This is a genomic window from Streptomyces sp. NPDC054887, assembly GCF_053610585.1.
This window is the reverse complement of the sequence record NZ_JBSGYQ010000062.1, coordinates 1-21,074: the sequence shown is the minus strand read 5'-3', so window position 1 is coordinate 21,074 and position 21,074 is coordinate 1. Positions and strand designations below refer to the sequence as shown.

20 protein-coding genes are annotated in these 21,074 nt (G+C 74.0%); 10 read left to right on the top strand and 10 right to left on the bottom strand.

What is annotated here, in order from left to right; all coding sequences use genetic code 11:
• Window positions 1-28 precede the first annotated feature (28 nt).
• The 4 genes from ACWGH0_RS27790 to ACWGH0_RS27775 all read right to left on the bottom strand — a co-directional run bounded on the left by ACWGH0_RS27790 (window position 29) and on the right by ACWGH0_RS27775 (window position 3,489).
• On the bottom strand, window positions 29-1,003 hold the full coding sequence (locus tag ACWGH0_RS27790) for a hypothetical protein (protein WP_453406984.1): 975 nt from the start codon (window positions 1,001-1,003) through the stop codon (window positions 29-31).
• On the bottom strand, window positions 1,000-1,161 hold the full coding sequence (locus ACWGH0_RS27785; RefSeq protein ID WP_453406983.1) for a hypothetical protein: 162 nt from the start codon (window positions 1,159-1,161) through the stop codon (window positions 1,000-1,002). The genes ACWGH0_RS27790 and ACWGH0_RS27785 overlap by 4 nt, the downstream gene beginning before the upstream one ends.
• The gene (locus ACWGH0_RS27780) at window positions 1,158-2,684 is read right to left on the bottom strand and encodes a hypothetical protein (RefSeq protein ID WP_453406982.1); all 1,527 of its coding nucleotides are present in this window, start codon (window positions 2,682-2,684) and stop codon (window positions 1,158-1,160) included. Before ACWGH0_RS27780 ends, ACWGH0_RS27785 begins: the two co-directional genes overlap by 4 nt.
• A 91-nt stretch (window positions 2,685-2,775) precedes the next feature.
• A complete protein-coding gene (locus ACWGH0_RS27775; RefSeq protein WP_453406981.1) occupies window positions 2,776-3,489 on the bottom strand; it encodes a GntR family transcriptional regulator in 714 nt (237 codons plus the stop codon).
• 169 nt (window positions 3,490-3,658) lie between these two features.
• On the opposite strand from ACWGH0_RS27775, the gene ACWGH0_RS27770 reads away from it, so the two are divergent.
• The 4 genes from ACWGH0_RS27770 to ACWGH0_RS27755 all read left to right on the top strand — a co-directional run bounded on the left by ACWGH0_RS27770 (window position 3,659) and on the right by ACWGH0_RS27755 (window position 7,449).
• Window positions 3,659-4,936 (top strand): MFS transporter, encoded by a 1,278-nt coding sequence (locus tag ACWGH0_RS27770; protein ID WP_453406980.1) that lies wholly within the window; start codon window positions 3,659-3,661, stop codon window positions 4,934-4,936.
• Between the two features lie 235 nt (window positions 4,937-5,171).
• Complete coding sequence (locus tag ACWGH0_RS27765; protein ID WP_453406979.1) at window positions 5,172-5,936, top strand: LamB/YcsF family protein; 765 nt, start codon at window positions 5,172-5,174, stop codon at window positions 5,934-5,936.
• 5 nt (window positions 5,937-5,941) lie between these two features.
• Window positions 5,942-6,583 (top strand): 5-oxoprolinase subunit B family protein, encoded by a 642-nt coding sequence (locus ACWGH0_RS27760; RefSeq protein WP_453407001.1) that lies wholly within the window; start codon window positions 5,942-5,944, stop codon window positions 6,581-6,583.
• Window positions 6,580-7,449: a 5-oxoprolinase subunit C family protein gene (locus ACWGH0_RS27755; protein ID WP_453406978.1), complete on the top strand. Its 870-nt coding sequence runs from the start codon at window positions 6,580-6,582 to the stop codon at window positions 7,447-7,449. Before ACWGH0_RS27760 ends, ACWGH0_RS27755 begins: the two co-directional genes overlap by 4 nt.
• A 554-nt stretch (window positions 7,450-8,003) precedes the next feature.
• Here ACWGH0_RS27755 and ACWGH0_RS27750 read toward each other — a convergent pair.
• The 5 genes from ACWGH0_RS27750 to ACWGH0_RS27730 form a co-directional block, all read right to left on the bottom strand.
• A complete protein-coding gene (locus tag ACWGH0_RS27750) occupies window positions 8,004-8,843 on the bottom strand; it encodes an SGNH/GDSL hydrolase family protein (RefSeq protein WP_453406977.1) in 840 nt (279 codons plus the stop codon).
• Between the two features lie 257 nt (window positions 8,844-9,100).
• Window positions 9,101-10,270, bottom strand: coding sequence for a glycosyltransferase (locus ACWGH0_RS27745; protein ID WP_453406976.1), 1,170 nt, complete (start codon window positions 10,268-10,270; stop codon window positions 9,101-9,103).
• Entirely contained in the window at window positions 10,267-11,460 is a 1,194-nt protein-coding gene (locus ACWGH0_RS27740; RefSeq protein ID WP_453406975.1) for a glycosyltransferase family 4 protein, read from the bottom strand. The genes ACWGH0_RS27745 and ACWGH0_RS27740 overlap by 4 nt, the downstream gene beginning before the upstream one ends.
• Window positions 11,461-11,705: 245 nt before the next feature.
• Window positions 11,706-13,124, bottom strand: coding sequence for a HEAT repeat domain-containing protein (locus tag ACWGH0_RS27735; protein WP_453406974.1), 1,419 nt, complete (start codon window positions 13,122-13,124; stop codon window positions 11,706-11,708).
• Between the two features lie 271 nt (window positions 13,125-13,395).
• Window positions 13,396-13,788 (bottom strand): ankyrin repeat domain-containing protein, encoded by a 393-nt coding sequence (locus ACWGH0_RS27730; protein WP_453406973.1) that lies wholly within the window; start codon window positions 13,786-13,788, stop codon window positions 13,396-13,398.
• 272 nt (window positions 13,789-14,060) lie between these two features.
• Here ACWGH0_RS27730 and ACWGH0_RS27725 point away from each other — a divergent pair, with 272 nt between their 5' ends.
• A complete protein-coding gene (locus ACWGH0_RS27725) occupies window positions 14,061-14,255 on the top strand; it encodes a hypothetical protein (protein ID WP_028814016.1) in 195 nt (64 codons plus the stop codon).
• 37 nt (window positions 14,256-14,292) lie between these two features.
• Window positions 14,293-15,873: a hypothetical protein gene (locus ACWGH0_RS27720; RefSeq protein ID WP_453406972.1), complete on the top strand. Its 1,581-nt coding sequence runs from the start codon at window positions 14,293-14,295 to the stop codon at window positions 15,871-15,873.
• A gap of 15 nt (window positions 15,874-15,888) precedes the next feature.
• On the opposite strand, the gene ACWGH0_RS27715 is transcribed toward ACWGH0_RS27720, so the two are convergent.
• Complete coding sequence (locus ACWGH0_RS27715; RefSeq protein WP_453406971.1) at window positions 15,889-17,388, bottom strand: SCO1417 family MocR-like transcription factor; 1,500 nt, start codon at window positions 17,386-17,388, stop codon at window positions 15,889-15,891.
• 110 nt (window positions 17,389-17,498) lie between these two features.
• Here ACWGH0_RS27715 and yczE point away from each other — a divergent pair, with 110 nt between their 5' ends.
• From yczE to ACWGH0_RS27695, 4 genes are all read left to right on the top strand, one after another.
• Complete coding sequence (yczE, locus tag ACWGH0_RS27710; protein ID WP_453406970.1) at window positions 17,499-18,146, top strand: membrane protein YczE; 648 nt, start codon at window positions 17,499-17,501, stop codon at window positions 18,144-18,146.
• Window positions 18,143-18,907, top strand: a complete 765-nt coding sequence (locus ACWGH0_RS27705; RefSeq protein WP_453406969.1) for a glycerophosphodiester phosphodiesterase family protein — start codon at window positions 18,143-18,145, stop codon at window positions 18,905-18,907. The genes yczE and ACWGH0_RS27705 overlap by 4 nt, the downstream gene beginning before the upstream one ends.
• A 56-nt stretch (window positions 18,908-18,963) precedes the next feature.
• Window positions 18,964-20,355 (top strand): MFS transporter, encoded by a 1,392-nt coding sequence (locus ACWGH0_RS27700; protein ID WP_453406968.1) that lies wholly within the window; start codon window positions 18,964-18,966, stop codon window positions 20,353-20,355.
• 265 nt (window positions 20,356-20,620) lie between these two features.
• Window positions 20,621-20,995, top strand: coding sequence for an RNA polymerase-binding protein RbpA (locus ACWGH0_RS27695; protein ID WP_014044757.1), 375 nt, complete (start codon window positions 20,621-20,623; stop codon window positions 20,993-20,995).
• Window positions 20,996-21,074 lie beyond the last annotated feature (79 nt).

Here is a 21,074-nt window from a genome sequence, read left to right as displayed (position 1 = left end):
CGGGTGTGCTGGGGGCCGGTCGGCCGGGTCAGGCGTGGAAGGGGAGGCCGGCCTCGGCGGTGAGTTCGAGGTCGTCGGCGTCCGACGGCGGCACCAGCGTCGCGCTGCCGTCGGTCACGGGCACCACGCCCAGTTCGAGCAGCTCGGCCATGGCGGCGCTGCCCGCCATGTCACGGACCTGGAGCTGGTAGCGGGCGGTGGTGCGGTACGCCCCTCCGGCGTCGTCGCCCGTGCGTTGCAGGAAGCCGGAGTCGGTGAGGAAGGCGACGGCCTTGCCGACGATGCCGGTGGTGGACCCGGCGAGCCGCCGCGCGTCCTTGGTGGCGCCGGTCGCGCTGCGGCGGGCGTAGATCCGCCAGGCGGCTTCGAGGCCGGGGGCCTCGGTGGCCGGGTCGGTGTTCTCGCCCTGCTCGTCGGCGCGCTCCTCCAGGCGGCGGCATGCCTGGCGCACGAAGGCGTCGACGCCGTTGACCGTGATGCGGCCGATGTACCCGTCGTCGGCGAGGTCCTCGGGGCGCGGGAAGGCCAGCGCGGCGACGGCGAGGTGGGCGAGACCGTGCAGGAAGCGGTCGGCGGAGTCGGCCGAGGCCCGCCGGGCGTAGTCGCCCATGCGTACGGCGAAGACCGAGTCCTCCGCAGCGGAAACGGCCATTCCGGCGCGCGGGGACACTTCGAGGACGACGAGGCCGAGGCCGGTCGCGACGGCGTCGGCCAGGCGGGCGAAGGCGGGCTCCTCGCGGTAGCGGCGCAGGAGGTCCGCGTACTCCACGTCGCGGGCGGGCACCAGCTTGGGCTGGAGTCCGAAGGACACGAGACGGGCGGCGTCGGCCGCGTCGGCGGGCGTCACGCCGCCGTGGCCGGTGGCGCCGGGGGAGGTCGCGGGCGGCTCGCCGGGCCCGCCCGCCGAGGCGGGGCCTGCGGGGCGCGCGTCGGTCGCGTCGGTCGCTTCAGCGGCCGATCGCTCGCTCCACGCGTCGGCGTGCTCTGCGCGGTGGTCGCTCACGACGGGTGCTCCTCGGTGCGGAAGTTCTCGGTTCGGGGTACGGGCGGGACGGTGCGGCGGGGGCCCGGGGCGACGCCGGGACGGCTGCCGGCGTCCTGGCCGCCGGGCGGGCGCGGGTGGCGCGTCGCGTGGCCGTGCGGGGTTCCGGCGGGCGTCATGCCGCCTCCGTGCGGTCCGCCGTCATGCCGGCCGCGTCGAGCAGCGCCGTGCCCACTATCAGGTCGGCGCCGCCGAACTCCGGGTCGTCGAGCTCCGTGCCGTCGTCCACGGCGAACAGCAGCCGCTGCTCGCCCTGCCGGTAGGCCGTGCCGACCGGTGGGCTCGCCGCGTGGACCGCGAGGAGCGCGACGAGGTACGGGAGGTCGGGGTCGTGGCGCCTGGCCTCGGCCAGCAGTCCGGACAGCCTGCGCGGGGCGTCGTGCGGCAGGTCGAGCAGTTCCATCGCGGTGGCCAGCTGTTCCTCGCTGAAACGGCTGTCGTCCGGGGTGGCGATCAGGTCCGGCTCGGGCATCTCGGCGCCCAGGTGCTCCCGCTCCACCGGCGGGGTCAGCAGTATGTCGACCAGGTCCCCGACGCGTACGGACACGGGCGTGCGCAGCCCGGTGCCGTGGGCGAAGAAGGCGTCGGTGACTCGGATCGCCTGCTCCAGGGGCAGCGGCAGCAGCGGCGCGACGAGCTGGCCGTACAGGTCGAGGCCGGCGCGCGCGGCCGGCGCGGCGAACGCCTGGCGGTCCTGCTCGGCGCGGAACAGCGGTCCGGCGTCCAGCAGCCGCGACTGGAGCTGCGTGTGCCGGCGGATGCAGTCCTTGACGATGTCGACGAGTTCCGCCGCGCGGCGCTTGTGCTCCGGCTCCTCCGCCTCGTCCCTCGCCCTGCGGATGTTGGTGAGGATGGCGTTCTCGTGCCGGTAGCGGTCGGCGACGTGGTCGAGCGCCTCGGCGATCATGTCCGGCACGGCGTTGAGCCAGTCGACGGCGCGGACGTTGCGCCGGGTCGCCTCCAGCGTCCTGCGCAGCGTCTCGGCGTACTGCACGGTCCGGTAGCGGGCCTGCTCGGCGGCGAGCTGGGCGTCGGCGAGCCGACCCCGGCTGATCAGGACCTCCAGTTTGACCTCGGCGGCGATCTGCGCGCTGGTGACGTCCGTGTCGAGGGCGCCGACGAGGACGTTGACCGCCTCGTCGGTGGTCCGCAGGTACACGCCGCCGCCGTAGCCCGGGACCTCCTCGATGAGCTTGAAGTCGTAGTCCCGGCGCACGTAGGCGCCGTCCGGGCCGAAGGTGCCGTAGACGGCGCGGAAGCCGCGGTCGACGCTTCCGACGTTGATCAGGTTCTCCAGGACCCAGCGGGCGACGCGCTCGTGCTCGGCGAGCGGGCGGTGCGGCGCCTGGGCGGCGACGCGCGGGAGCAGCCTGGCCACTATCTGCTCGTGGTCGGCGCCCGTGTCGAAGTCCATGTTGAGGGTGACGAGGTCGATCGCGGCGAGGGCCACCTCGGCCATCGCGTACACCGAGTACTCACCCGCGAGATTCGCCTTGCGTACGTCGAGATCGTGCAGCGGCGCCGTGCAGGCGAGCGCGCGCAGGCGCCGCGCGAGCCCCTCGTCGGCGGCCGGGCCCTGCGCGGGCCGCGGCCCCGCGCTGAGCTGGGGCGGAACGAATTCCGTCGATGCAGGCGAAGTCACGTGGCACAGATTAGGTCCTCGCACCGACAACGGTCGAAACGGCGCAGAAGCGACCCGTCGAGCGGGGCCCCGGCAGCGAGGTCCCGGTCCCTCAACTCCCCCAGGCGCCCGTCTCGATGCGGCGGGCGTACACCTCGACGAGCTGGGTGCGGGAGTCGTCGAGATAGTCGGCGAGCAGCCGTTCGGCGGCCGTGGGGTCCCCCGCGCGCAGGGACTCCAGAATCTGCCGGTTTCGTACGAGATACGGCTCGTGCAGCCGCCGGGGGTCGGCCACCACGTGGAAGGCGAGCCGCAGTTCCGCCAGGACGCCGCGCATCAGCTCGTCGGTGCGGGGGCTGGCGGCGAGGGCGACGAGTTCGCGGTGGAAGTGGATGTTGGCGGTCGACACGTCGGGCCACTCCTGCCGGCCGGCCGCCCGCTCGCCGTCGCCGACGGCCTTGTCGAGACCGTCGAGGGCGAACGGCGGTGCGCCGAGGCCGCGCACGACGGAGCACTCGATCAGACGCCGGACGCGGTAGATGTCCGCGACGTCCTCGACGGCGAGAACCCGGACGAACACGCCCCGGTTGAGCCGGTGGACGAGCAGCCGCTCGTGGGTCAGCAGGCGGAACGCCTCGCGGAGCGTGTTGCGCGAGACGCCGAGGGCCTTGCCGATGGCGTCCTCCGAGAGGCGCTCCCCCGGCGGGAAGTAGCCCTCCGCGATCCGGGTGCGGAGGATGTCCGCGACGCGCTCCGCCGTGCTGGTGCGGCCCAGCAGCGCGCGGTCGTCGGCCAGCCCGCCGGCCTCGGACTCCGTCGTCCTCACAGCGTGTGTCTCCCTCGGCTCTCCGCACCGGCCGCTTCCGGCGGGCGCGCGGTTCCCATCGTAGAAGCAGGAACGAGCCCACGAGGCTCTTGTCGGATCGTTCAACAATCCCCTACCTTGGCTGCACCGCACGGTCACCGGCGCACTCCTCCCCCTTCGCGAGGTGCAGATGAGTACCACCAAGGAACAGCCGCAGCAGCACGAACTGCCCGACGACAACGGAGCGTTCGCGTGGCTGCGCGCCCTCGGCCCACGCGGCCGCCGGGCCTTCGGCGGGGCGTTCGGCGGATACGCCCTCGACTCGTACGACTTCTTCACACTGCCGCTGAGCATGGTCGCGATCTCCGTGTACTTCGGCCTCAGTACGGGCCAGACGGGACTGCTCACCACCGTCACCCTGGTGGTCTCGGCGGTGGGCGGCGCCGTCACCGGCATCGCCGCCGACCGCATCGGCCGCGTCAAGGCCCTGATGATCACGGTGATCACGTACGCCGTGTTCACCGTCCTGTGCGGCTTCGCGCCCAACTACGAGACGCTGCTGGTCTTCCGCGCGCTCCAGGGGCTCGGTTTCGGCGGCGAGTGGGCGGTCGGCGCGATCCTGGTCGCCGAGTACTCCTCCGCCAGGCACCGCGGCCGTACGCTCGGAGTGATCCAGAGCTCGTGGGCGGTCGGCTGGGCGCTGGCCGTCGTCGTCTGCACCCTGGTCTTCCAGTACCTCGATCCGGACACCGCGTGGCGCGTGATGTTCTGGACGGGCGCTCTTCCGGCGCTGTTGGTGATCTACGTACGCCGTCACGTCAGCGACGCCCCACAGGCGACGCGACGGCGTCTCGCGAGCAGCCACAAGGGATCGTTCACGGCGATCTTCAGGAAGGACCTGCTGCGCACCACGCTCTTCGGCGTCCTGCTCTCCACCGGTGTGCAGGGCGGCTACTACACGCTCGCCACCTGGGTGCCCACCTACCTCAAGACGGAGCGGGGCCTGACGGTCGTCGGCACCGGCGGCTACCTGACGTTCCTCATCTCGGGCGCCTTCATCGGCTACCTCACGGGCGGCTACCTCACGGACAGGCTGGGCCGCAAGAAGAACATCGCGCTGTTCGCGTTCCTCTCCGCCGCCTGCATCGCCGCGTACACCAACATCCCCTCCGGGGCGAACGACGTGGTGCTCGTCCTGGGCTTCCCTCTCGGGTTCTGCATGTCGGCCATCTTCAGCGGCTTCGGCTCGTTCCTGAGTGAGCTCTATCCGACGGCCGTTCGCGGGACCGGGCAGGGGTTCACGTACAACACGGGACGCGCCGTGGGAGCGTTCTTCCCCACGCTGGTCGGCTTCCTGGCCGGCAGCTGGGGCGTGGGCGGCGCGCTGATCTTCGGAGCGGTCGGTTACGGGATCGCCGTACTGGCGCTGTTCGGCCTTCCCGAGACGCGCGGAAAGGAGCTCCTGTGAACGTCAGGGCGCCGGCCTGTGGGGCACGCCGTTCCCGCGTGCGGAGGAACTCCGGCGGTGTCGCGCGCTGCGCCCCGACGAGGAGGAACGCGGGCACGCACGCGGGCCGTGCCCGCGAGCGGAAGGCACCGCCCGTGCGGGAACGTCCGGGCGTCGCCGTCCGGAGCGGGCCGGACTACGGTGAGAATGTGGACGCGGCGCACCGCGGCCACCTGGGCAGGAGACGGATCCGCACATGAACTCGGCTTCGATGGATCTCAACGCCGACCTCGGTGAGGGTTTCGGGCGCTGGCGGCTCACCGACGACGAGGGGCTCCTGTCCGTCGTCACCAGCGCCAACGTCGCCTGCGGCTTCCACGCCGGTGACGCGGCGACCATGCGCCGCGTCTGCGAGCTCGCCGCCGAGCGCGGGGTACGCGTCGGCGCGCAGGTGTCGTACCGCGACCTGGCCGGTTTCGGGCGCCGCTCGATGGACGTGCCGGCGGACGAACTCAGCGCCGAGGTCGCCTATCAGATCGGCGCGCTGGAGGTGTTCGCGCGGGCGGCCGGCTCCCGGGTCTCCTACGTCAAACCGCACGGCGCCCTCTACAACCGGGTGGTGCGCGACGAGGAGCAGGCCGCCGCCGTCGTCGAGGGCGTGCTGCTCGCGGGCGGCGGCCGGCCGGTTCTCGGGCTGCCCGGGTCGCGATTCCTCGACATCGCCGCGAAAGCGGGTCTGCCGGTGGTGCCGGAGGCGTTCGCGGACCGTGCGTACACGGACGAAGGGACGCTCGTTCCGCGTGGGCAGGAGGGGGCCGTCGTCACGGACCCCGAGCAGGTCGTGGAGCGCTCCCTTTCGATGGCCCGCTCCGGCGGGGTGACCTCGCGGTCCGGACGGCCGGTGGCCGTGCGGGCCCGTTCACTGTGCCTGCACGGCGACACCCCGGGAGCCGTCGGTCTGGCCCGCCGCGTACGGGAACGCCTGGAGGCAGCGGGCGTGCGTGTGGAGGCGTTCGCATGAGCGCGATGAGGACGCTGCCGGCAGGCGACCGCGCCCTGCTGATCGAACTGGGCAGCGGCGAGGAGGCGCAGGCCCTGCACGCGGAGCTGTTGCGGCGCCGTGCGGCGGGAACGCTTCCCCCCGTAGGCGAGATCGTCCCCGCCGCGCGCACCGTCCTGCTCGACGGCGTGGACGATCCCGCGGGCCTCGCGCAACGGGTGGCCGGCTGGGACGTACCGCCGCTGACGCGCGGGGCCGGGGACGCGATCGAGATCCCCGTGCGGTACGACGGCCCCGACCTCGCGGCGGTCGCCGAGCTGTGGGGCGTAGCGCCGGCCGAGGTGGGGCGCATCCACGCGGCGACGGAGTTCCGCGTGGCGTTCTGCGGTTTCGCGCCCGGCTTCGCCTATCTGACCGGTCTGGCGGAGCGGTACGCCGTACCGCGCAGGGCCACGCCGCGCACGGCGGTGCCGGCCGGTGCGGTGGCCCTGGCCGGCCCGTACACCGGTGTCTACCCGCGCGCCTCCCCCGGTGGCTGGCAGCTCGTCGGATCGACGCGGGCCGTGCTGTGGGACCACGCGCGCGTGCCGGCCGCGCTGCTCGCGCCGGGCGCGCGGGTGCGCTTCGTACCGGACGCCGTACCGGACTTCGTACCGGAGGAGACGTGACGGACCGGGCTTTCGCGGTGGTGCGGGCGGGCGCGCTGACCTCCGTACAGGACCGGGGGCGGCCCGGCCACGCGCATCTGGGCGTCCCGCTCTCCGGTGCGCTCGACCGGCCCGCGAGCGCGCTCGCGAACCGCCTGGTGGGCAATCCGCCGGGCGCGGCCCTCCTGGAGACCACGGTGAACGGCTGTGCGGTACGGCCGCGCTGCGGCGTCACCGTGGCCGTCACCGGTGCGCCCTGCCGGGTCACCGTGGACGGCCGCCCCGCCGCCTGGGGGGCCGCGGTGCGGGTGCCGGGCGGAGCCGTACTGGAGCTGGGGCAGGCCGTCCGCGGCGTGCGGAGCTATCTGGCGTTCGCAGGTGGCGTCGCGGTCGAACCCGTGCTGGGCAGCCGTTCCACCGACCTGCTGTCGGGGCTGGGTCCGCCACCGCTGGCGGACGGCGCCGTACTGCCGCTGGGGGACGAGCCCGGCCCTCCCGGGCACGCCGACGCGGTGCCCTGGCAGGCGCCCCCCGAGGAACTGGTGCTGCGCACCGGCCCGGGGCCGCGCGCCGACTGGTTCACGCACCGGGCGCTGCGCACCCTGGCCACGGCGGTCTACCGGGTGTCCTCCGCGAGCAACCGCATCGGGCTGCGCACGGAGGGACCCGCTCTGGAGCGCGCCGTGGAGGGGGAGTTGCCGAGCGAGGGCATGGTCCTCGGCGCGGTGCAAGTGCCTCCGGACGGGCGGCCGGTGGTCTTCCTGGCCGACCACCCGACGACCGGGGGCTACCCGGTGATCGCGGTCGTCAGGGAGCGGGACCTCTCGGCGGCGGCACAGGCCGCACCGGGCACGCCCCTGCGTTTCGTCGCTGGGGGCGGGCGCTGAGGGGCGCGTGAGGCCCCAGACGGCCATCGACCGCCCGCCGGCCCGCTGCCCCTCCCGGGCGGCGCTCAGGGACCGCACGGGAGGTTCGGCCCGCACCGGGCGCTCACGACGTACCCGCACGCGTTTCAGCGCTCAGGCACCGCACGGGTGTCGGGCCCGCCCTCAGGCCGCTCGCTCTCGAACGGCGCCGTACGACGTACCCGTACGCGGTCGTTCCGCGCGGCGGGCAGTCGCGCGGTGGGGGAAGGGAAGCGCAGCGGCCGTACGGCCGTTCCCTGCGTCGAACCGCTCGGGGCCTCGACGACCCGCTCGTGCACCACCGTGTGCGCGGTCCCGGCCGGCCGGGATCGGCCGCCGGAAGTGAGCCCCGGTGGCAGCCGGGTACCGCCAGCGCACAGCTCCGGTCGGCCGGGACGGCTCGCCGTACGTGAACCTCAAGGCCAACCGCACTCCGCCGACGGCGACGTCTCCGTAGCGGCGCCGAGTTGTGAAGGCCGCCCCCTCGGACAGTGGGCCGGCCACATCGCGGACATGCCGCCACGCCCGGCGCCCGCTCATTCCCCCCTTCCGGCAGCGCGCAGCTCCGGAAGGGCGGCCAGCGCGGCCGAGAGCGCCTGGGAGGCGCGCAGGTCGAGCCGCGCACCGGTGCCGCGCGCGCCGTGGCGTACTTCCGTCGCCGCGAGGGCCAGGAGCTGCGGCAGCAGATCGGTGGAGCGGCGGGCCAGCCAGCCGGTGCCGGCGGTCAGCAGCCACCGCAGGGCGGCAGCGCGGGTGGGCGGTGGCTGCTCGGGTTCGGGTCCCGGCGCTTGCCCCTCAGCAAGCCCCTCGGCGGCGAGCAGGGCGTGGAAGCGGGCCGCGATCAGCCGGTGGCCGCGCTCGCCCGGGTGCAGCCGGTCCGCGCTCCACAGGCTCCGGTCGGCCACCCACGCGCCCTGGGCCAAGTGCAGGTGCAGGGCGTCGTACCGCGCGGACAGCGCGTGTGTCACCGCGTTGACGGCGCGCTGTCTGCGGGCCAGCGGACGGGCGAGCGGCGCGGGCAGGCCGAGCATGGTCCCGGGATCGGGCAGGCACGCCGTCAGCAGTACGGCGCCGCTCTCGGTCAGGGCGGCGCAGACGCGGTCGAAGTCGGCCGCGAACGCGTGGATGTCGAACCCTCGGCGGAGGGTGTCGTTGACGCCGACGACGACCGACGCGATGTCCGGGGCGCAGTCCAGGGCTCGGGGCGCCTGGCGCTCGACGACATCGCGGCTGAGTGCCCCGCTCACGGCGAGGTTCCGGAACTCGGCCGCCTCGCCGCGCCCCGCCAGCCCGCCGGCGAGCAGCGCCGCCCAGCCACGCCACCCCCCGCCCACCGGATCCCCCACGCCCTCGGTGAGCGAGTCCCCCAGCGCCACGAACCGCACCGCCCTGCGGGGGCCCGCGGAAGACAGTGCCCGGGCAGCCCGACGGTCGTGCGATCCCCGTGTGCGGTCGTCGGGAACCGAACGGACCGGCTGGACGCGCGGGAACGCCGGACGTGGAACCGCACGCGGCACGACTGGACCGTCGAAGGCCCGTGCAAGGCCCGGGGCACACCCTCCGGGGCGTCCGGCGGTGTCGTCCACCGCGCCGCCGGCTCCGCCGGACAGTGCCCCGGTACCGGCGTCGACGCTCATCCCGTCGCCTCCGGGGAGCGCGACGGCGTGCGGGCGTCGTGGGCGGCCAGGAACGCGTCCACCGCAGCGGGCCACCCGAAGAGCTCCGCGCGGGCCCTGGCCGCCGCACGGCGCATGTCCTCGGGGCGGGCGAGCAGTTGCCGTACGGCGTCGGCGAAGGCCGGGCCGGAGTCGGCGGCCGCTAGTCCCGCGTCCGCGACGACCTCCGGCAGCGCGCTGGAGGCACTGGCGACGACCGGGGTGCCGCAGGCCAGTGCCTCCAGGGCCGACAGCCCGAACGTCTCGGCGGGTCCGGGCGCGAGGCACACGTCCGCGGCGGCCTGAACGTCCGCCAGTTCGCCGCGCTCCCCGACGTGTCCCAGGAACGTGACCGGCAGTCGCTGCGCACGCGCCCTGCGCGTCAGCCGTTCCCGCAGGGGCCCGTCCCCGGCGACCACCAGGGTCGCCCGTACGCCGTTCCCGCGAAGCGCCGCGAGAGCGTCGAGGGCCGTTCCCGGGTGCTTCTCCACCGACAGACGCGAGCACAGCAGGAGCAGGACGTCGTTCCCGTGTGCGTGCCGGGCGCGCAGCGCGGCACTACGGCGCTCGGGACGGCACGCGCGCAGGTCGACGCCCAGAGGAGCACGCGTCACGTTGCGCGCGCCTATGCGCACGAACTCGCGCTCCGCCCATTCCGTGGTGCAGACGATCCGGGAGTACGCCCACGCACTGCGCGCGTTCAGCCGGTCCGCGGTGCGCCCGGCGACGCCCTCCGGCAGCCCCCAGGTGCGCAGCACCCCGTCCGCCGTCTCGTGCGACACCATCACCGAGGGCACCCTGTTGCGCCGCGCCCACTCCCCCGTCCAGCGCAGCGACGTACGGTCCGACACCTCCAGCCGGTCCGGTGCGAGCGTCTCCAGGAGCGCGCGCAGTCTGCGGCGGCCCGCGATGACCCGGTAACCCCCGGTGCCCGGCAGCTCCACGCCCGGCAGCGTGATCACCCGTCCCTGTGCGGTGCGTTCGTCGCGTTCACGTTCGCCCGGTACGACGAGCACCGGCTCGTGCCCGGCGGCCAGATAGCCGCGGCCCAGTTCCCGCAGGGCGGTGCGCAGCCCGCCGGACGAGGCGGTGACGAAGTTGGCCAGCCGGACGATCCGCAGCGCCCCGCCGTTCCCGGCCCCGCTCATGCCGCCACCGCCGTACGGTCACGCAGTACGTCCGCGTAGTGGCCGAGCAGCTGGTCGCCGACGGCGGCCCAGGTTCTGGACAGGACGGCCGCCCGCCCGGCCGTTCCGCAGGCCGCGCGCAGTGCGGCGTCGGCGGCGAGCGCGGAGACGGCCGCGCGCACGGCCGCCGGGTCGCGCGGTTCGACGAGCAGCCCGGTGTTCCCGTGGCGGACGAGGTCGAGCGGGCCGCCCGCCGCCGGGGCGATCACGGGAACGCCGCTGGCCATGGCCTCCTGAACGGTCTGGCAGAAGGTCTCGTACGGTCCGGTGTGCGCGAAGACGTCCAGGGAGGCGAAGATCCGGGCGAGTTCGTCACCCGTCCTGCGCCCCAGGAAGACGGCGCCCGGCAGCGCGGCCCGCAGCGAGGGCTCGCTCGGCCCGTCCCCGACGACCACCACCCGTACGCCCGGCAGCCCGCACACGCCCGCGAGGAGTTCCACCTGCTTCTCGGGAGCGAGGCGCCCGACGTATCCGACGAGCAGTTCCCCGCCCGGCGCGAGAGCGCGCCGCAGCGCCTCGTCGCGCAGAGAGGGCCGGAAGCGCTCGGTGTCGACCCCGCGTGCCCACAGCCGGACCCGGGGCACTCCGTGGTCCTCCAGGTCGCGCAGGGCGGCCGTCGAGGGCGCGAGGGTACGGTCGGCCGCGCTGTGCACGGCCCGCAGGCGACGCCACGCGGTCCCCTCCCCGGCGCCCACGTACGTACGGGCGTATCCGGCGAGGTCGGTCTGGTAGACGGCGACGGCCGGGATGCCCAGGCGTGCGGCGGCCGCCATGCCGCGCACGCCGAGCACGAAGGGCCCGGCGAGGTGGACGATGTCGGCGCGGTGGGCGGTGAGCGCGGCGGCGACGCGTCGGCTGGGCAGCGCCACCCGCACCTGCGGATAGCCGGGCAGGGGCAGCGAGGGTACGCGCACCACGGGATACGGCAGCCCGCTGTCGGGCGCGTACCCCGGCACGGATCCGGAGCCCGGCCAGGACCCGGCGGCCGTCGCCGTCCCGGGTCCCGACGCGCTGTGGGCCGCCCCGGCAGCGGGGGCTATGACGAGCGGTTCGTGACCGCGGGCGGCGAGGTGCCGGGCGGTCTGCAGGGCGCAGTGGGCGACGCCGTTGACATCGGGCGGGAAGGATTCGGTGACGATGACGACACGCATATCCGTGTTGTCGTCGCGCCACGAGAGTCCCGGCCGACTTGGATCTGTCCGGGCGGGGAACGCCCTGTGAGCGTTTGCCGCCGCGCCCGTCGCCCGCTCGTCCCGCGGCCCCGGGCCCCCGGCGGGTGGGGGGGCGGCCCGCGGGGGACGGGGGCGGACGGCGGGGGGGACCGCCGCCCCCTCGGCCCGCTCGGCGGGGGGGCGCCGCCGCCGCCCCCCCCCCCCCCGCGCGCCCCGCCGCCCGCTCAGTGAGCGGGCGCGTCCGGCGCGATCCTGCTGCGTACGGCGGTCTGCACCTCGGCCTCCTCGGCCGGATCGGCGGCGAGCCGCCGCAGCCGCTCCGCCACGCGCGCGTCGCCCGTCTCGGCGTGCAGCGCGGCCAGTTCCCTGGTGGTCTCCTCGCAGTCCCACAGGCACTCGACGGCGAAGCCGGTGGCGAACAGCGGGTCCGTGGCGGCCAGGGCGCGCGCCGCGCGGCCGCGCAGGTGCGAGGAGGCGGTCTCCCGGTAGACGTGGCGCAGTACGGGAGCCGCCGCGCGCAGGCCGAGCCGCCCCGCGCCGTCCACGAGGTTCCACAGCAGCGGTGCGTCGGGCCCGTCCGCCCGTACGGTCTCCCGCAGCGCGCCGAGCACGAGCGGGGCGTCCTCGGCCCCGCCCCGGCAGGCGAGCACCCCGGCGGCGGACGCGCCGAGGGCGTCCGGGCGGTGCACCCAGCCGCGCGCCCGGTCCACGGCGTCGTCGCCGCACATCCGCTCGAAGGCGGCCACGGCCGCGTCCGCGACGGTGCGGGAGGGACTGTGCGCCGCCGCCTCGATGAGGTCGAGCACGACGGGGTCCCGTGATTCGGCGAGGTAGTGCAGCGCGGTGCAGCGGGCGCCGTCCTGGCCGCCGCGCGCCGCCTCGATCACGGCGGACCGGTCCCCGGGACCGGCGACCGCGCCCAGGCAGCGGGCGGCCGGCACGTGGAGCGGCATACCGCGGTCGAGGCCCTGCTGGGCCCAGTCGAAGACGGCCTGCACGCTCCACTCGGGGCGCGGGCCCGTCGGGCGCAGCTGGCGCTGCCAGCGGTGGAACGAGCCCTGTTCGCGGGCGGCCCGGACCCGGGCCCCGACGCTTTCGCGCGGGTCCTCGGACCACAGCCGCCACGGCCGGGGCTCGAAGGCGTCCCGTACGGCGGCGGCCAGCCCGGCCTCACCCTCGGGGGTGGCGGGGAACCGTCCGAGGACGGACGCGGCGAGGCCGCGCAGTCCGGCGTCGTCGTCGCGCAGGGCGAGTTCGTCGAGTGCCCAGGTCCAGTTGGAGCCGGTCCTGGCGTACCGCCGCAGCAGCACGAGGGCGTCGTCCCTGCCGTACGAGGCGAGGTGGCCGAGCACGGCGAGCGGGAGGCCGGTCCTGCCCTCGTCGTCGTCGACGAGGTCCTCCGGGTCGAAGAGGTGCCGCTCGATGGCTTCGAGCCCGCCGTCGAGATCCAGGTAGAGGCGCGCGTAGTAGAGGGAGCGGCTCTCGACCTGCCAGTCGTTGCGGGGGTCGTCGAGGACGCAGTGGTTCAGGGCCGCGAGCGCTTCGGAGCGCGGCGCGGCGAGCGCGTGCAGCGTGCCGTCGCCGCGGCCCCTCTGCAGGAGGCCGAGCAAGGTGCCGCTCGGCGCTATGACTGGATCGAACATGGAAAAAGCCTCACATCAAGCTGTCGACGCAACCGGGATACGTGCCTGTCTAGGCCGCGCGACAACATGTCCGGCCGGAGTCCGCCGTCGTCTTTCGCTCGCTGTAGACCATCTTCCTCTGCCTCTCGTCGGTGGGCCCGGAGTGGGCCCGCTCACATTCCCCGTGATCCGGCAACTTCTGCCCGCACCGCGTGCATGTGAATCCGACGTCATGATGACCCAGCCATTTCACCGACGCGACCACATTTACGGCGACCCGTCCCCGGAGCGGTCAACGGGCCCCGAAGAGCTCCAGCAGGTCCTTCTTGTCGAACATGCGAGCGGTGTCCACGGCGGACGGGGTTCCGGCGGCCGGGTCGGCGCCGCCGGCGACCAGCGCGCGCACCACCGCCTCCTCGCCCTTGAAGACCGCGCCCGCGAGCGGCGTCTGGCCCCGGCCGTTCGCCCGGTCGGGGTCGGCTCCGCGGCTCAAGAGGGCCTCCACCGCGGCGGCGTGGCCGTGGTAGGCGGCGAGCATCACGAGGGTGTCGCCCCGGTCGTTGGTGAGGTTCGCGGGCACGCCGGCGTCGACGTACGCGGCGAGCGCCTCGGCGTCTCCCTGACGTGCCAGGTCGAAGACCTTGCCGGCCAGCTCGACCACTTCGGGATCCGGGGTTTCGCCCATCGGAGGGACCGCCTTCCACTGCCGTTCACTGCTGTGACCTGTGCGTACGGCATCAGCGCCGTACGAGTGAATCGACAGGGTACTGCCCGTCCACCGACATGACGCGGGTCGGCGGAGGCAAAGATCAGGGCGAACCGGACGTCGCACCGACACTCATGGGCCACTTCAGTGAAAAAGCTGAAAAGTAACCCATTTGCACCTTTTGGCAGGGAGATACAAGCTGTGAGCCTGGAAGAACTCATGGTGACTGTCCCCTCAACCAGGAGAACCTCATGATCCTGTCCATCTCAGGCGTCGTGCTTCTCGGCATCATCGTCTTCCTCTTCTTCCGGAAGGACGGCCTCAAGGCGTCGCACGCGCTCGTCTGCGCGCTGTTCGGCTTCTACCTCGCGGGAACGGCCATCGCGCCGAGCATCAAGGCCGGAGGCGCGAGCCTCGCCGGCCTTCTGGGCGGGATCAAGTTCTGACCTGCCACCACCGTTCCAACACCACCAGGAGACCGACGTGGCCCGGCTTCCACTCCCCCGCATTCTGAGCAGCGGCAGTGCCTCGATCACCCGCAGCCGCGAGATCGCGCGCACCGCAGCCGACAGTGCCACCGACGTTCTCCATCCGGTGATCACGCTCTCGCGTGGTCTGCGGCAGCTGGCCGCCGCCGGGCGGCGCAAGTGGACGGACACGCCCAAGGAGAGGCGTGGGTCCGCGCTGTTCCTGGTGGCGGCCGTCGTCCTGGTGGTCGCGCTCATCCCGTACGGGCCGCTGCTCGCCCTGATCACGGTGATGGCCGCGGCCGCCTGGAAGGGACGCGACCGCTCCGCCGCCCCGTCCGGCCCGGGGGAGGCCGAGACGGACCGGCTGAGGGCCCTGTACGAGGCCCTGGTGCCGTACTTCTCGGTGGCCGAGGACCCCAGCCCGCTGTTCGCCCACGGCGGCGACTGGGACAAGGCGTTTCCCGAGTACGACTTCGACGACGGCCGGCTCGTCCGGCTCCTGGTGCGCTACCCGGCGTACTTCACCGACGGCGAGCCCGCGTCCCGGGCGCGGGTCGAGCAGTTGCTGCACGCCAAGTCGGGGCGCGGCCGGGAGTACCGCTTCGGCTGGGACGAGGAGGGCAACCAGCTCCTCATGACCGTGCTCCCGCCGCTGGCCACCACGATCGCCGCGCAGCACTTCGTCACGGCCCCCGGCGAGACCGTCCTCGGCTTCACCGACGCCGACGCGGTCCAGCGGACCGTGCCGGTCACCGAGGGCGACAGGACGTACGACGCCCCGCCCGTCATCTGGCGGACGGGGACGCGCTCGACGGAGCCGCACCTGCTCGCCGTCGGACAGCCCGGCAGCGGCACCAGCAGCCTGCTGCGCTCCATCGCCCTCCAGGCCCTCCAGCACGGCGACGTGGTGATCGTCGAGGGCAGCGGGACCGGCGAGTACGCGTGCCTCGCCGGACGGGCCGGCGTGCTCGCCGTCGAATGCAGCCTCCCGGGAGCGCTCGCCAGCCTGGAATGGGCCGCGCACGAGACCGAGCGGCGGCTGATCGCCGCGAACCGCGCCCGGCAGGCCGGCCACCCCGCGCCGGAGGACACCCGGCGCCCGCTGTGGATCCTGCTGGACCGCCCCGGCGTCTTCGCCCACCTGGCGGCCGCCGAAGGACGCACCGACCCCCAGCAGCTGCTCCAGGTGCCTCTGCGGCACGGCAGGGCGGCGAACGTGACGGTGGTGGTGGCCGAGCAGTTCGACGCCGTGGACGCGCTGACCGAGACCGTGCGCTCCCACACGCGCGCGCGCGTGGTGCTCGGTGCGGCCGTTCCCGGGCAGGTGGAAGCGGTCCTGGGAGAGCCGCCGCACACCACTCCCCCGCGCGACGCGCCGCCCGGACGCGGCTACGCACGCCTCGGCACGGGCCCCGTCGTGCGCCTCCAGGTCCCGGCGACGCCCGACCCGTACGACGACGCGACGAGCGAGGCACACCGGCAGGCCGTCGTCGAGCTGCTGCCCGAACGCGTCCTGCCCCCGGAGCCGGAGCCCCAGGGCGCCCGTATCCAGCCCCCGGCGCAGGAGCCGGAGCCGGTGCCCGTCGAGAACTGACCCCCGGAGCGCCCGTCAGGCGACGAAGGTGCGCGGGGCCTCCGAGCCGTTGCTCGCCCCGCTCTCCACCAGGCGGGCGGCCGCGGCCAGCCGCACCGCCGCCTCGTCCGCCACCGGGCCGCCGACCGTGAACGGCAGCCGGACGTACCCCTCGAAGGCCCCGTCGACCCCGAAGCGCGGCCCGGAAGGGACCCGTACGCCGACGCGCTCGCCCATCTCCGCGAGCCGGGACCCCGACAGCCCTCCGGTACGGACCCACAGCGTCAGGCCGCCGCCCGGTACGTCGAACTCCCAGTCCGGCAGCTCCCTGCGGACCGCCGCGACGAGCGCGTCGCGGTTGTCCCGCGCCTGCGTACGGCGGATCTCCACCGCCTCCTCCCAGCCGCCGGTGCTCATCAGCCACGTGACGGCGAGCTGTTCGAGCACGGGCGTGCCCAGGTCGGCGTACGCCCGCGCGGCCACCAGGCTGCGGATCACGTCGGGCGCGGCCCGCACCCAGCCGATGCGCATGCCGGCCCAGAACGCCTTGCTCGCCGATCCGACGGTCAGGACCGTGCTGCCGGACGGGTCGAAGGCGCAGACCGGGCGGGGCATGTCGATGCCAGGGTCGAGGAACAGCTCGGTCATCGTCTCGTCCACGACGAGCACCGTGCCGGCCGAGCGCGCCGCGTCGACGAGCCCGCGCCGCTGGTTCTCGTCGGCCAGCGCGCCGGTCGGGTTGTGGAAGTCCGCGACGACGTACGCGAGCCGGGGGGCGGCGTCGCGCAGGACCTGCCGCCACCGCGGCAGGTCCCAGCCCGTGAGCCCCTCGGCCATCGCGACGGGCACCAGCCTGGCGCCGGCCTCGCGCATGAGCTGGAGGATGTTCGCGTACGACGGCGACTCGACGGCGATGCGCTCGCCGCGTCCCGCGAACAGGTGGCAGATGGCGTCGATCGCGCCCATGGCGCCGGTGGTGACCATGATCTGCTCGGGCATGGTCGGGATGCCCCGCGCGGTGTACCGGTCGGCGAGCATCTGGCGCAGCGCGGGCAGGCCCGCCGGGTAGTCGCCGTGGGTGTGGGCGTACGGCGGCAGCTCCTCCAGGGCGCCCTGCACGGCGCGGGTGAGCCACGGCTCGGGCGCCGGCAGGGAGGCGCACCCGAGGTCGATCACGGAACCGAGGGACTCCGGAGGCAGCGGTTCCAGGCCGCGGGCGGGCAGCGGGTTGCCCGCGGGCACGGCGGTCCAGCTGCCCGCTCCCCGGCGCGACTCCAGGAAGCCCTCGGCGCGCAGGGCCTCGTACGCCGCCGCCACGGTGGTACGGCTGACGGCCAGGGCCACCGCGAGTTCACGCTCGGCGGGCAGCCTCGCCGCGACCGGCACCCGCCCTTCGAGCACCAGCAGCCTTATGCCGTCGGCCAGGGCTCGGTAGGCCGGCGGCTTGCGCGTGCCGGGGCCGGACGGGCGGGTCTGCTGGGCGTTGAGCTGACGAGCGAGCTGCGCCGCACCGACCGCCGAAGTCCACTGCGCCATAAATCCCAGTCCACCTAAGTCGAATTGGCCATGGATGGCATCTCCTGCCAAGCCACAGAGTGTCATGCGGCGGTCCACTCACGCCAGCACCTCGACCCAGGGAGCACCACTTGTCCAGGGAACTCACCCGTCGGCTCACCCAGCTGTACGTCGGTCTCGCGCTGTACGGGGCGAGTTCGGCGCTGCTGGTCCGCGCGGGCCTCGGCCTCGAACCCTGGGGAGTGCTGCACCAGGGCCTCGCCGAGCGGACCGGGCTGACGATCGGCGTGGTGTCGATCGTCGTCGGGGCGGCCGTGCTGCTCCTCTGGATCCCCATGCGCCAGCGGCCGGGGCTCGGCACCGTCTCCAACGTCGTGGTGATCGGCGTCGCGATGGACGGCACGCTCGCCCTCGTGCCCGACGTCCGGGGACTGGCGGCGCAGATCGCGCTGATGGCCGCCGGGATCGTGCTCAACGGCGCCGCGACCGGCCTGTACATCGCCGCGCGCTTCGGCCCCGGCCCGCGCGACGGTCTGATGACCGGACTGCACCGGGTCACCGGGCGCTCCATCCGGCTCGTCCGCACGGCGATCGAGGTGCTCGTCGTCGCCACCGGCTTCGCCCTCGGCGGCTCGCTCGGCGTCGGCACCGTCGCCTACGCGCTGGCCATCGGGCCGCTCGCCCAGCTCTTCCTGCGCCTGTTCGCCGTCCCCGCGCCCGGGAGCGGCAGCGAGGTGGTGGCCGGCCGTACACCGCGGGGGGCGATAATCCCCCGGTGAACCGCGTACGCCATCCCTATCTGGACCATCCGGCGCCGCTCGCCTTCGCCCACCGGGGCGGGGCGGCCGACGGACTGGAGAACACCGCGGCCGCGTTCCGGCGCGCCGCCGGGGCCGGGTACCGCTACTTCGAGACCGATGTGCACGCCACGGCGGACGGCCGCCTCGTGGCGTTCCACGACGCGACCCTGGACCGGGTGACGGACGGGAGGGGCCGCATAGCGGCGCTTCCCTGGAACGACGTCCGCCGGGTCCGGGTCGCGGGCAGGGAACCGCTGCCCCTCTTCGAGGAACTCCTCGAAGAGTTCCCCGACGCCCGCTGGAACGTCGACATCAAGGCGGAGCCCGCGCTCACGCCGCTGATCGAGCTCATCCGCAGGACCGGCGCGTGGGACCGCGTGTGCGTGGGCTCGTTCAACGAGAACCGCGTCGCCAGGGCGCAGCGCCTCGCGGGCCCCCGTCTCGCCACCTCGTTCGGCACGACGGGCGTCCTGGGCCTGTGGCTGCGCGCCCGCTCGCTGCCCGCCGCGCTGCGCCGCGGCGCGGTGTGCGCCCAGGTGCCCGAGACGCAGAACGGCGTCAGGGTCGTCGACCACCGCTTCCTGCGCACCGCCCACGCGCTGGGCCTCCAGGTGCACGTGTGGACGGTCAACGATCCGGGGCGGATGGCAGCGCTCCTGGATCTCGGCGTGGATGGCATCATGACGGATCACATCGAGACGTTGCGCACGGTCCTGACCGAGCGGGGCGCCTGGGCCTGAGCCCGGACATCCGCCCCGCGCCCGCGACGGCACGGGGACGAGCGAGGGGGCGCCCGGTGAGCGCTGGAACCGTGGACCGTACGGACGGTACGGAGGGGGCGGGCGGTCCGGAGGGACCGGCCGGCCGCAGGCGCGAGCAGCGCGGCTGGTACTTCTACGACTTCGCCTGCTCCGTCTACTCGACGAGCGTGCTGACCGTCTTCCTCGGCCCGTACCTCACGTCGGTCGCGAAGGCCGCGGCGGACGCCGAGGGCTTCGTCCACCCGCTGGGCGTCCCGGTGCGTGCGGGCTCGGTGTTCGCGTACGCCGTGTCCGTGTCCGTCGTGGTGGCCGTCCTCGTCATGCCGCTGGTGGGCGCGGTCGCCGACCGTACGGGCCGCAAGAAGCCCCTGCTGGCGGCCGCCGCGTACGTCGGGGCGGGCGCGACGGCGGGCATGTTCTTCCTGGACGGGGACCGCTACCTGCTCGGCGCGTTCCTGCTGATCGTCGCGAACGCCGCGCAGTCGGTCTCGATGGTGCTCTACAACGCGTACCTCCCGCAGATCGCGGAGCCCGCCGAACGCGACCGGGTGTCCTCGCGCGGCTGGGCCTTCGGCTACACGTCAGGGGCCTTCGTCCTCGTCCTGGACCTGGTCCTCTACTCCGGGCACGAGGGCTTCGGGCTCTCGGAGTCCGAGGCCGTGCGGATCTGCCTGGCGTCGGCGGGCCTGTGGTGGGGCGCCTTCACGCTCGTACCGCTGCGCAGGCTGCGCGACCGGAAGGTGGCGGCGGCGGACTCGGGCGGCGGCCACCCGCCGGGACGGGTCGGCGCGGGGTGGCGTCAGCTGGTCGCCACCGTGAAGGACATGCGCCGCCACCCCCTGACGCTCTCCTTCCTGCTGGCCTATCTGGTCTACAACGACGGGGTCCAGACGGTGATCTCGCAGGCGTCGGTCTACGGGTCGGAGGAGCTGGGCCTCGACCAGACGACCCTCATCACGGCCATCCTGCTGGTCCAGGTGCTCGCGGTCGCGGGGGCGCTGGGCATGGGCCGGCTGGCCCAGCGGTTCGGCGCCAAACGCACGATCCTCGCCTCGCTCGCCGCCTGGACGCTGACGATCGGCGCGGGATGGTTCCTGCCGGCCGGGGAGCCCGTGTGGTTCTACGCGCTGGCCGCGGCGATCGGACTGGTCCTCGGCGGCAGCCAGGCCCTTTCGCGCTCCCTCTTCTCCCATCTGGTGCCGCGCGGCAAGGAGGCGGAGTACTTCTCGGTGTACGAGATGAGCGACCGGGGAATGAGCTGGCTCGGCCCGCTGGTCTTCGGGCTGGCGTACCAGCTGACCGGCAGCTACCGGGACGCGATCATCTCGCTCGTGGCCTTCTTCGTCCTGGGTTTCGGCCTGCTCGTACGGGTACCCGTACGACGGGCCGTGGAGGCGGCGGGAAACCCCGTGCCGGAGCGAATTTAGACCTTGAAGTCAAAGGCCGGTAGTGTACGCCTTTGGCCTGCCAGGCGGACCGTTACTGCGCGCTCGGAAATCGACAACGCTGGGTGACATCTGCTGCCATAAGTGACAAACCGGGCACTGGTGGGTACCCAACTTTGGGAAAAGCAGCGGCACGACGGGCGACGCATGACCCGCAACGGGAATCTTTACCGCCGACCGGACGTTGACCGGATGACGACGACAGCGACACCTGTCCTGTGGGCGACAAGCCCGGGAGGCACGATTCATGAGTGAGCGAGCTCTCCGCGGCACGCGACTCGTGGTTACAAGCTACGAGACCGACCGCGGCATCGATCTGGCCCCGCGCCAGGCGGTGGAGTACGCATGCCCGAACGGACATCGATTTGAGATGCCGTTCTCGGTAGAGGCCGAGATTCCGCCGGAGTGGGAGTGCAAGGCGTGCGGCGCCACGGCACTCCTGGTCGACGGCGACGGGCCCGAGGAGAAGAAGGGCAAGCCCGCGCGTACGCACTGGGACATGCTCATGGAAAGGCGCACCCGCGAGGAGCTCGAAGAGGTCCTGGCCGAAAGGCTCGCGGTACTGCGATCCGGCGCCATGAACATCGCGGTGCATCCGCGCGACAGCCGCAAGTCCGCGTAACGCCCCGGCGTTGCGCCCGACGGCAGTCAGCGTCAAGGCAAGAGCCGCGGGGGTGTGACACAGCGAGTCTGTGTCACAC

Bases quoted from the DNA above. Each gene is read 5' to 3' on its own strand.
- ACWGH0_RS27735 (WP_453406974.1), bottom strand. From the start codon at position 13,124: ATGTTCGATCCAGTCATAGCGCCGAGCGGCACCTTGCTCGGCCTCCTG.
- ACWGH0_RS27715 (WP_453406971.1), bottom strand. From the start codon at position 17,388: ATGGCGCAGTGGACTTCGGCGGTCGGTGCGGCGCAGCTCGCTCGTCAG.
- ACWGH0_RS27725 (WP_028814016.1), top strand. From the start codon at position 14,061: ATGATCCTGTCCATCTCAGGCGTCGTGCTTCTCGGCATCATCGTCTTC.
- ACWGH0_RS27765 (WP_453406979.1), top strand. From the start codon at position 5,172: ATGAACTCGGCTTCGATGGATCTCAACGCCGACCTCGGTGAGGGTTTC.
- ACWGH0_RS27785 (WP_453406983.1), bottom strand. From the start codon at position 1,161: ATGACGCCCGCCGGAACCCCGCACGGCCACGCGACGCGCCACCCGCGC.
- ACWGH0_RS27730 (WP_453406973.1), bottom strand. From the start codon at position 13,788: ATGGGCGAAACCCCGGATCCCGAAGTGGTCGAGCTGGCCGGCAAGGTC.
- ACWGH0_RS27745 (WP_453406976.1), bottom strand. From the start codon at position 10,270: ATGAGCGGGGCCGGGAACGGCGGGGCGCTGCGGATCGTCCGGCTGGCC.
- ACWGH0_RS27695 (WP_014044757.1), top strand. From the start codon at position 20,621: ATGAGTGAGCGAGCTCTCCGCGGCACGCGACTCGTGGTTACAAGCTAC.
- ACWGH0_RS27760 (WP_453407001.1), top strand. From the start codon at position 5,942: ATGAGGACGCTGCCGGCAGGCGACCGCGCCCTGCTGATCGAACTGGGC.
- ACWGH0_RS27770 (WP_453406980.1), top strand. From the start codon at position 3,659: ATGAGTACCACCAAGGAACAGCCGCAGCAGCACGAACTGCCCGACGAC.
- ACWGH0_RS27740 (WP_453406975.1), bottom strand. From the start codon at position 11,460: ATGCGTGTCGTCATCGTCACCGAATCCTTCCCGCCCGATGTCAACGGC.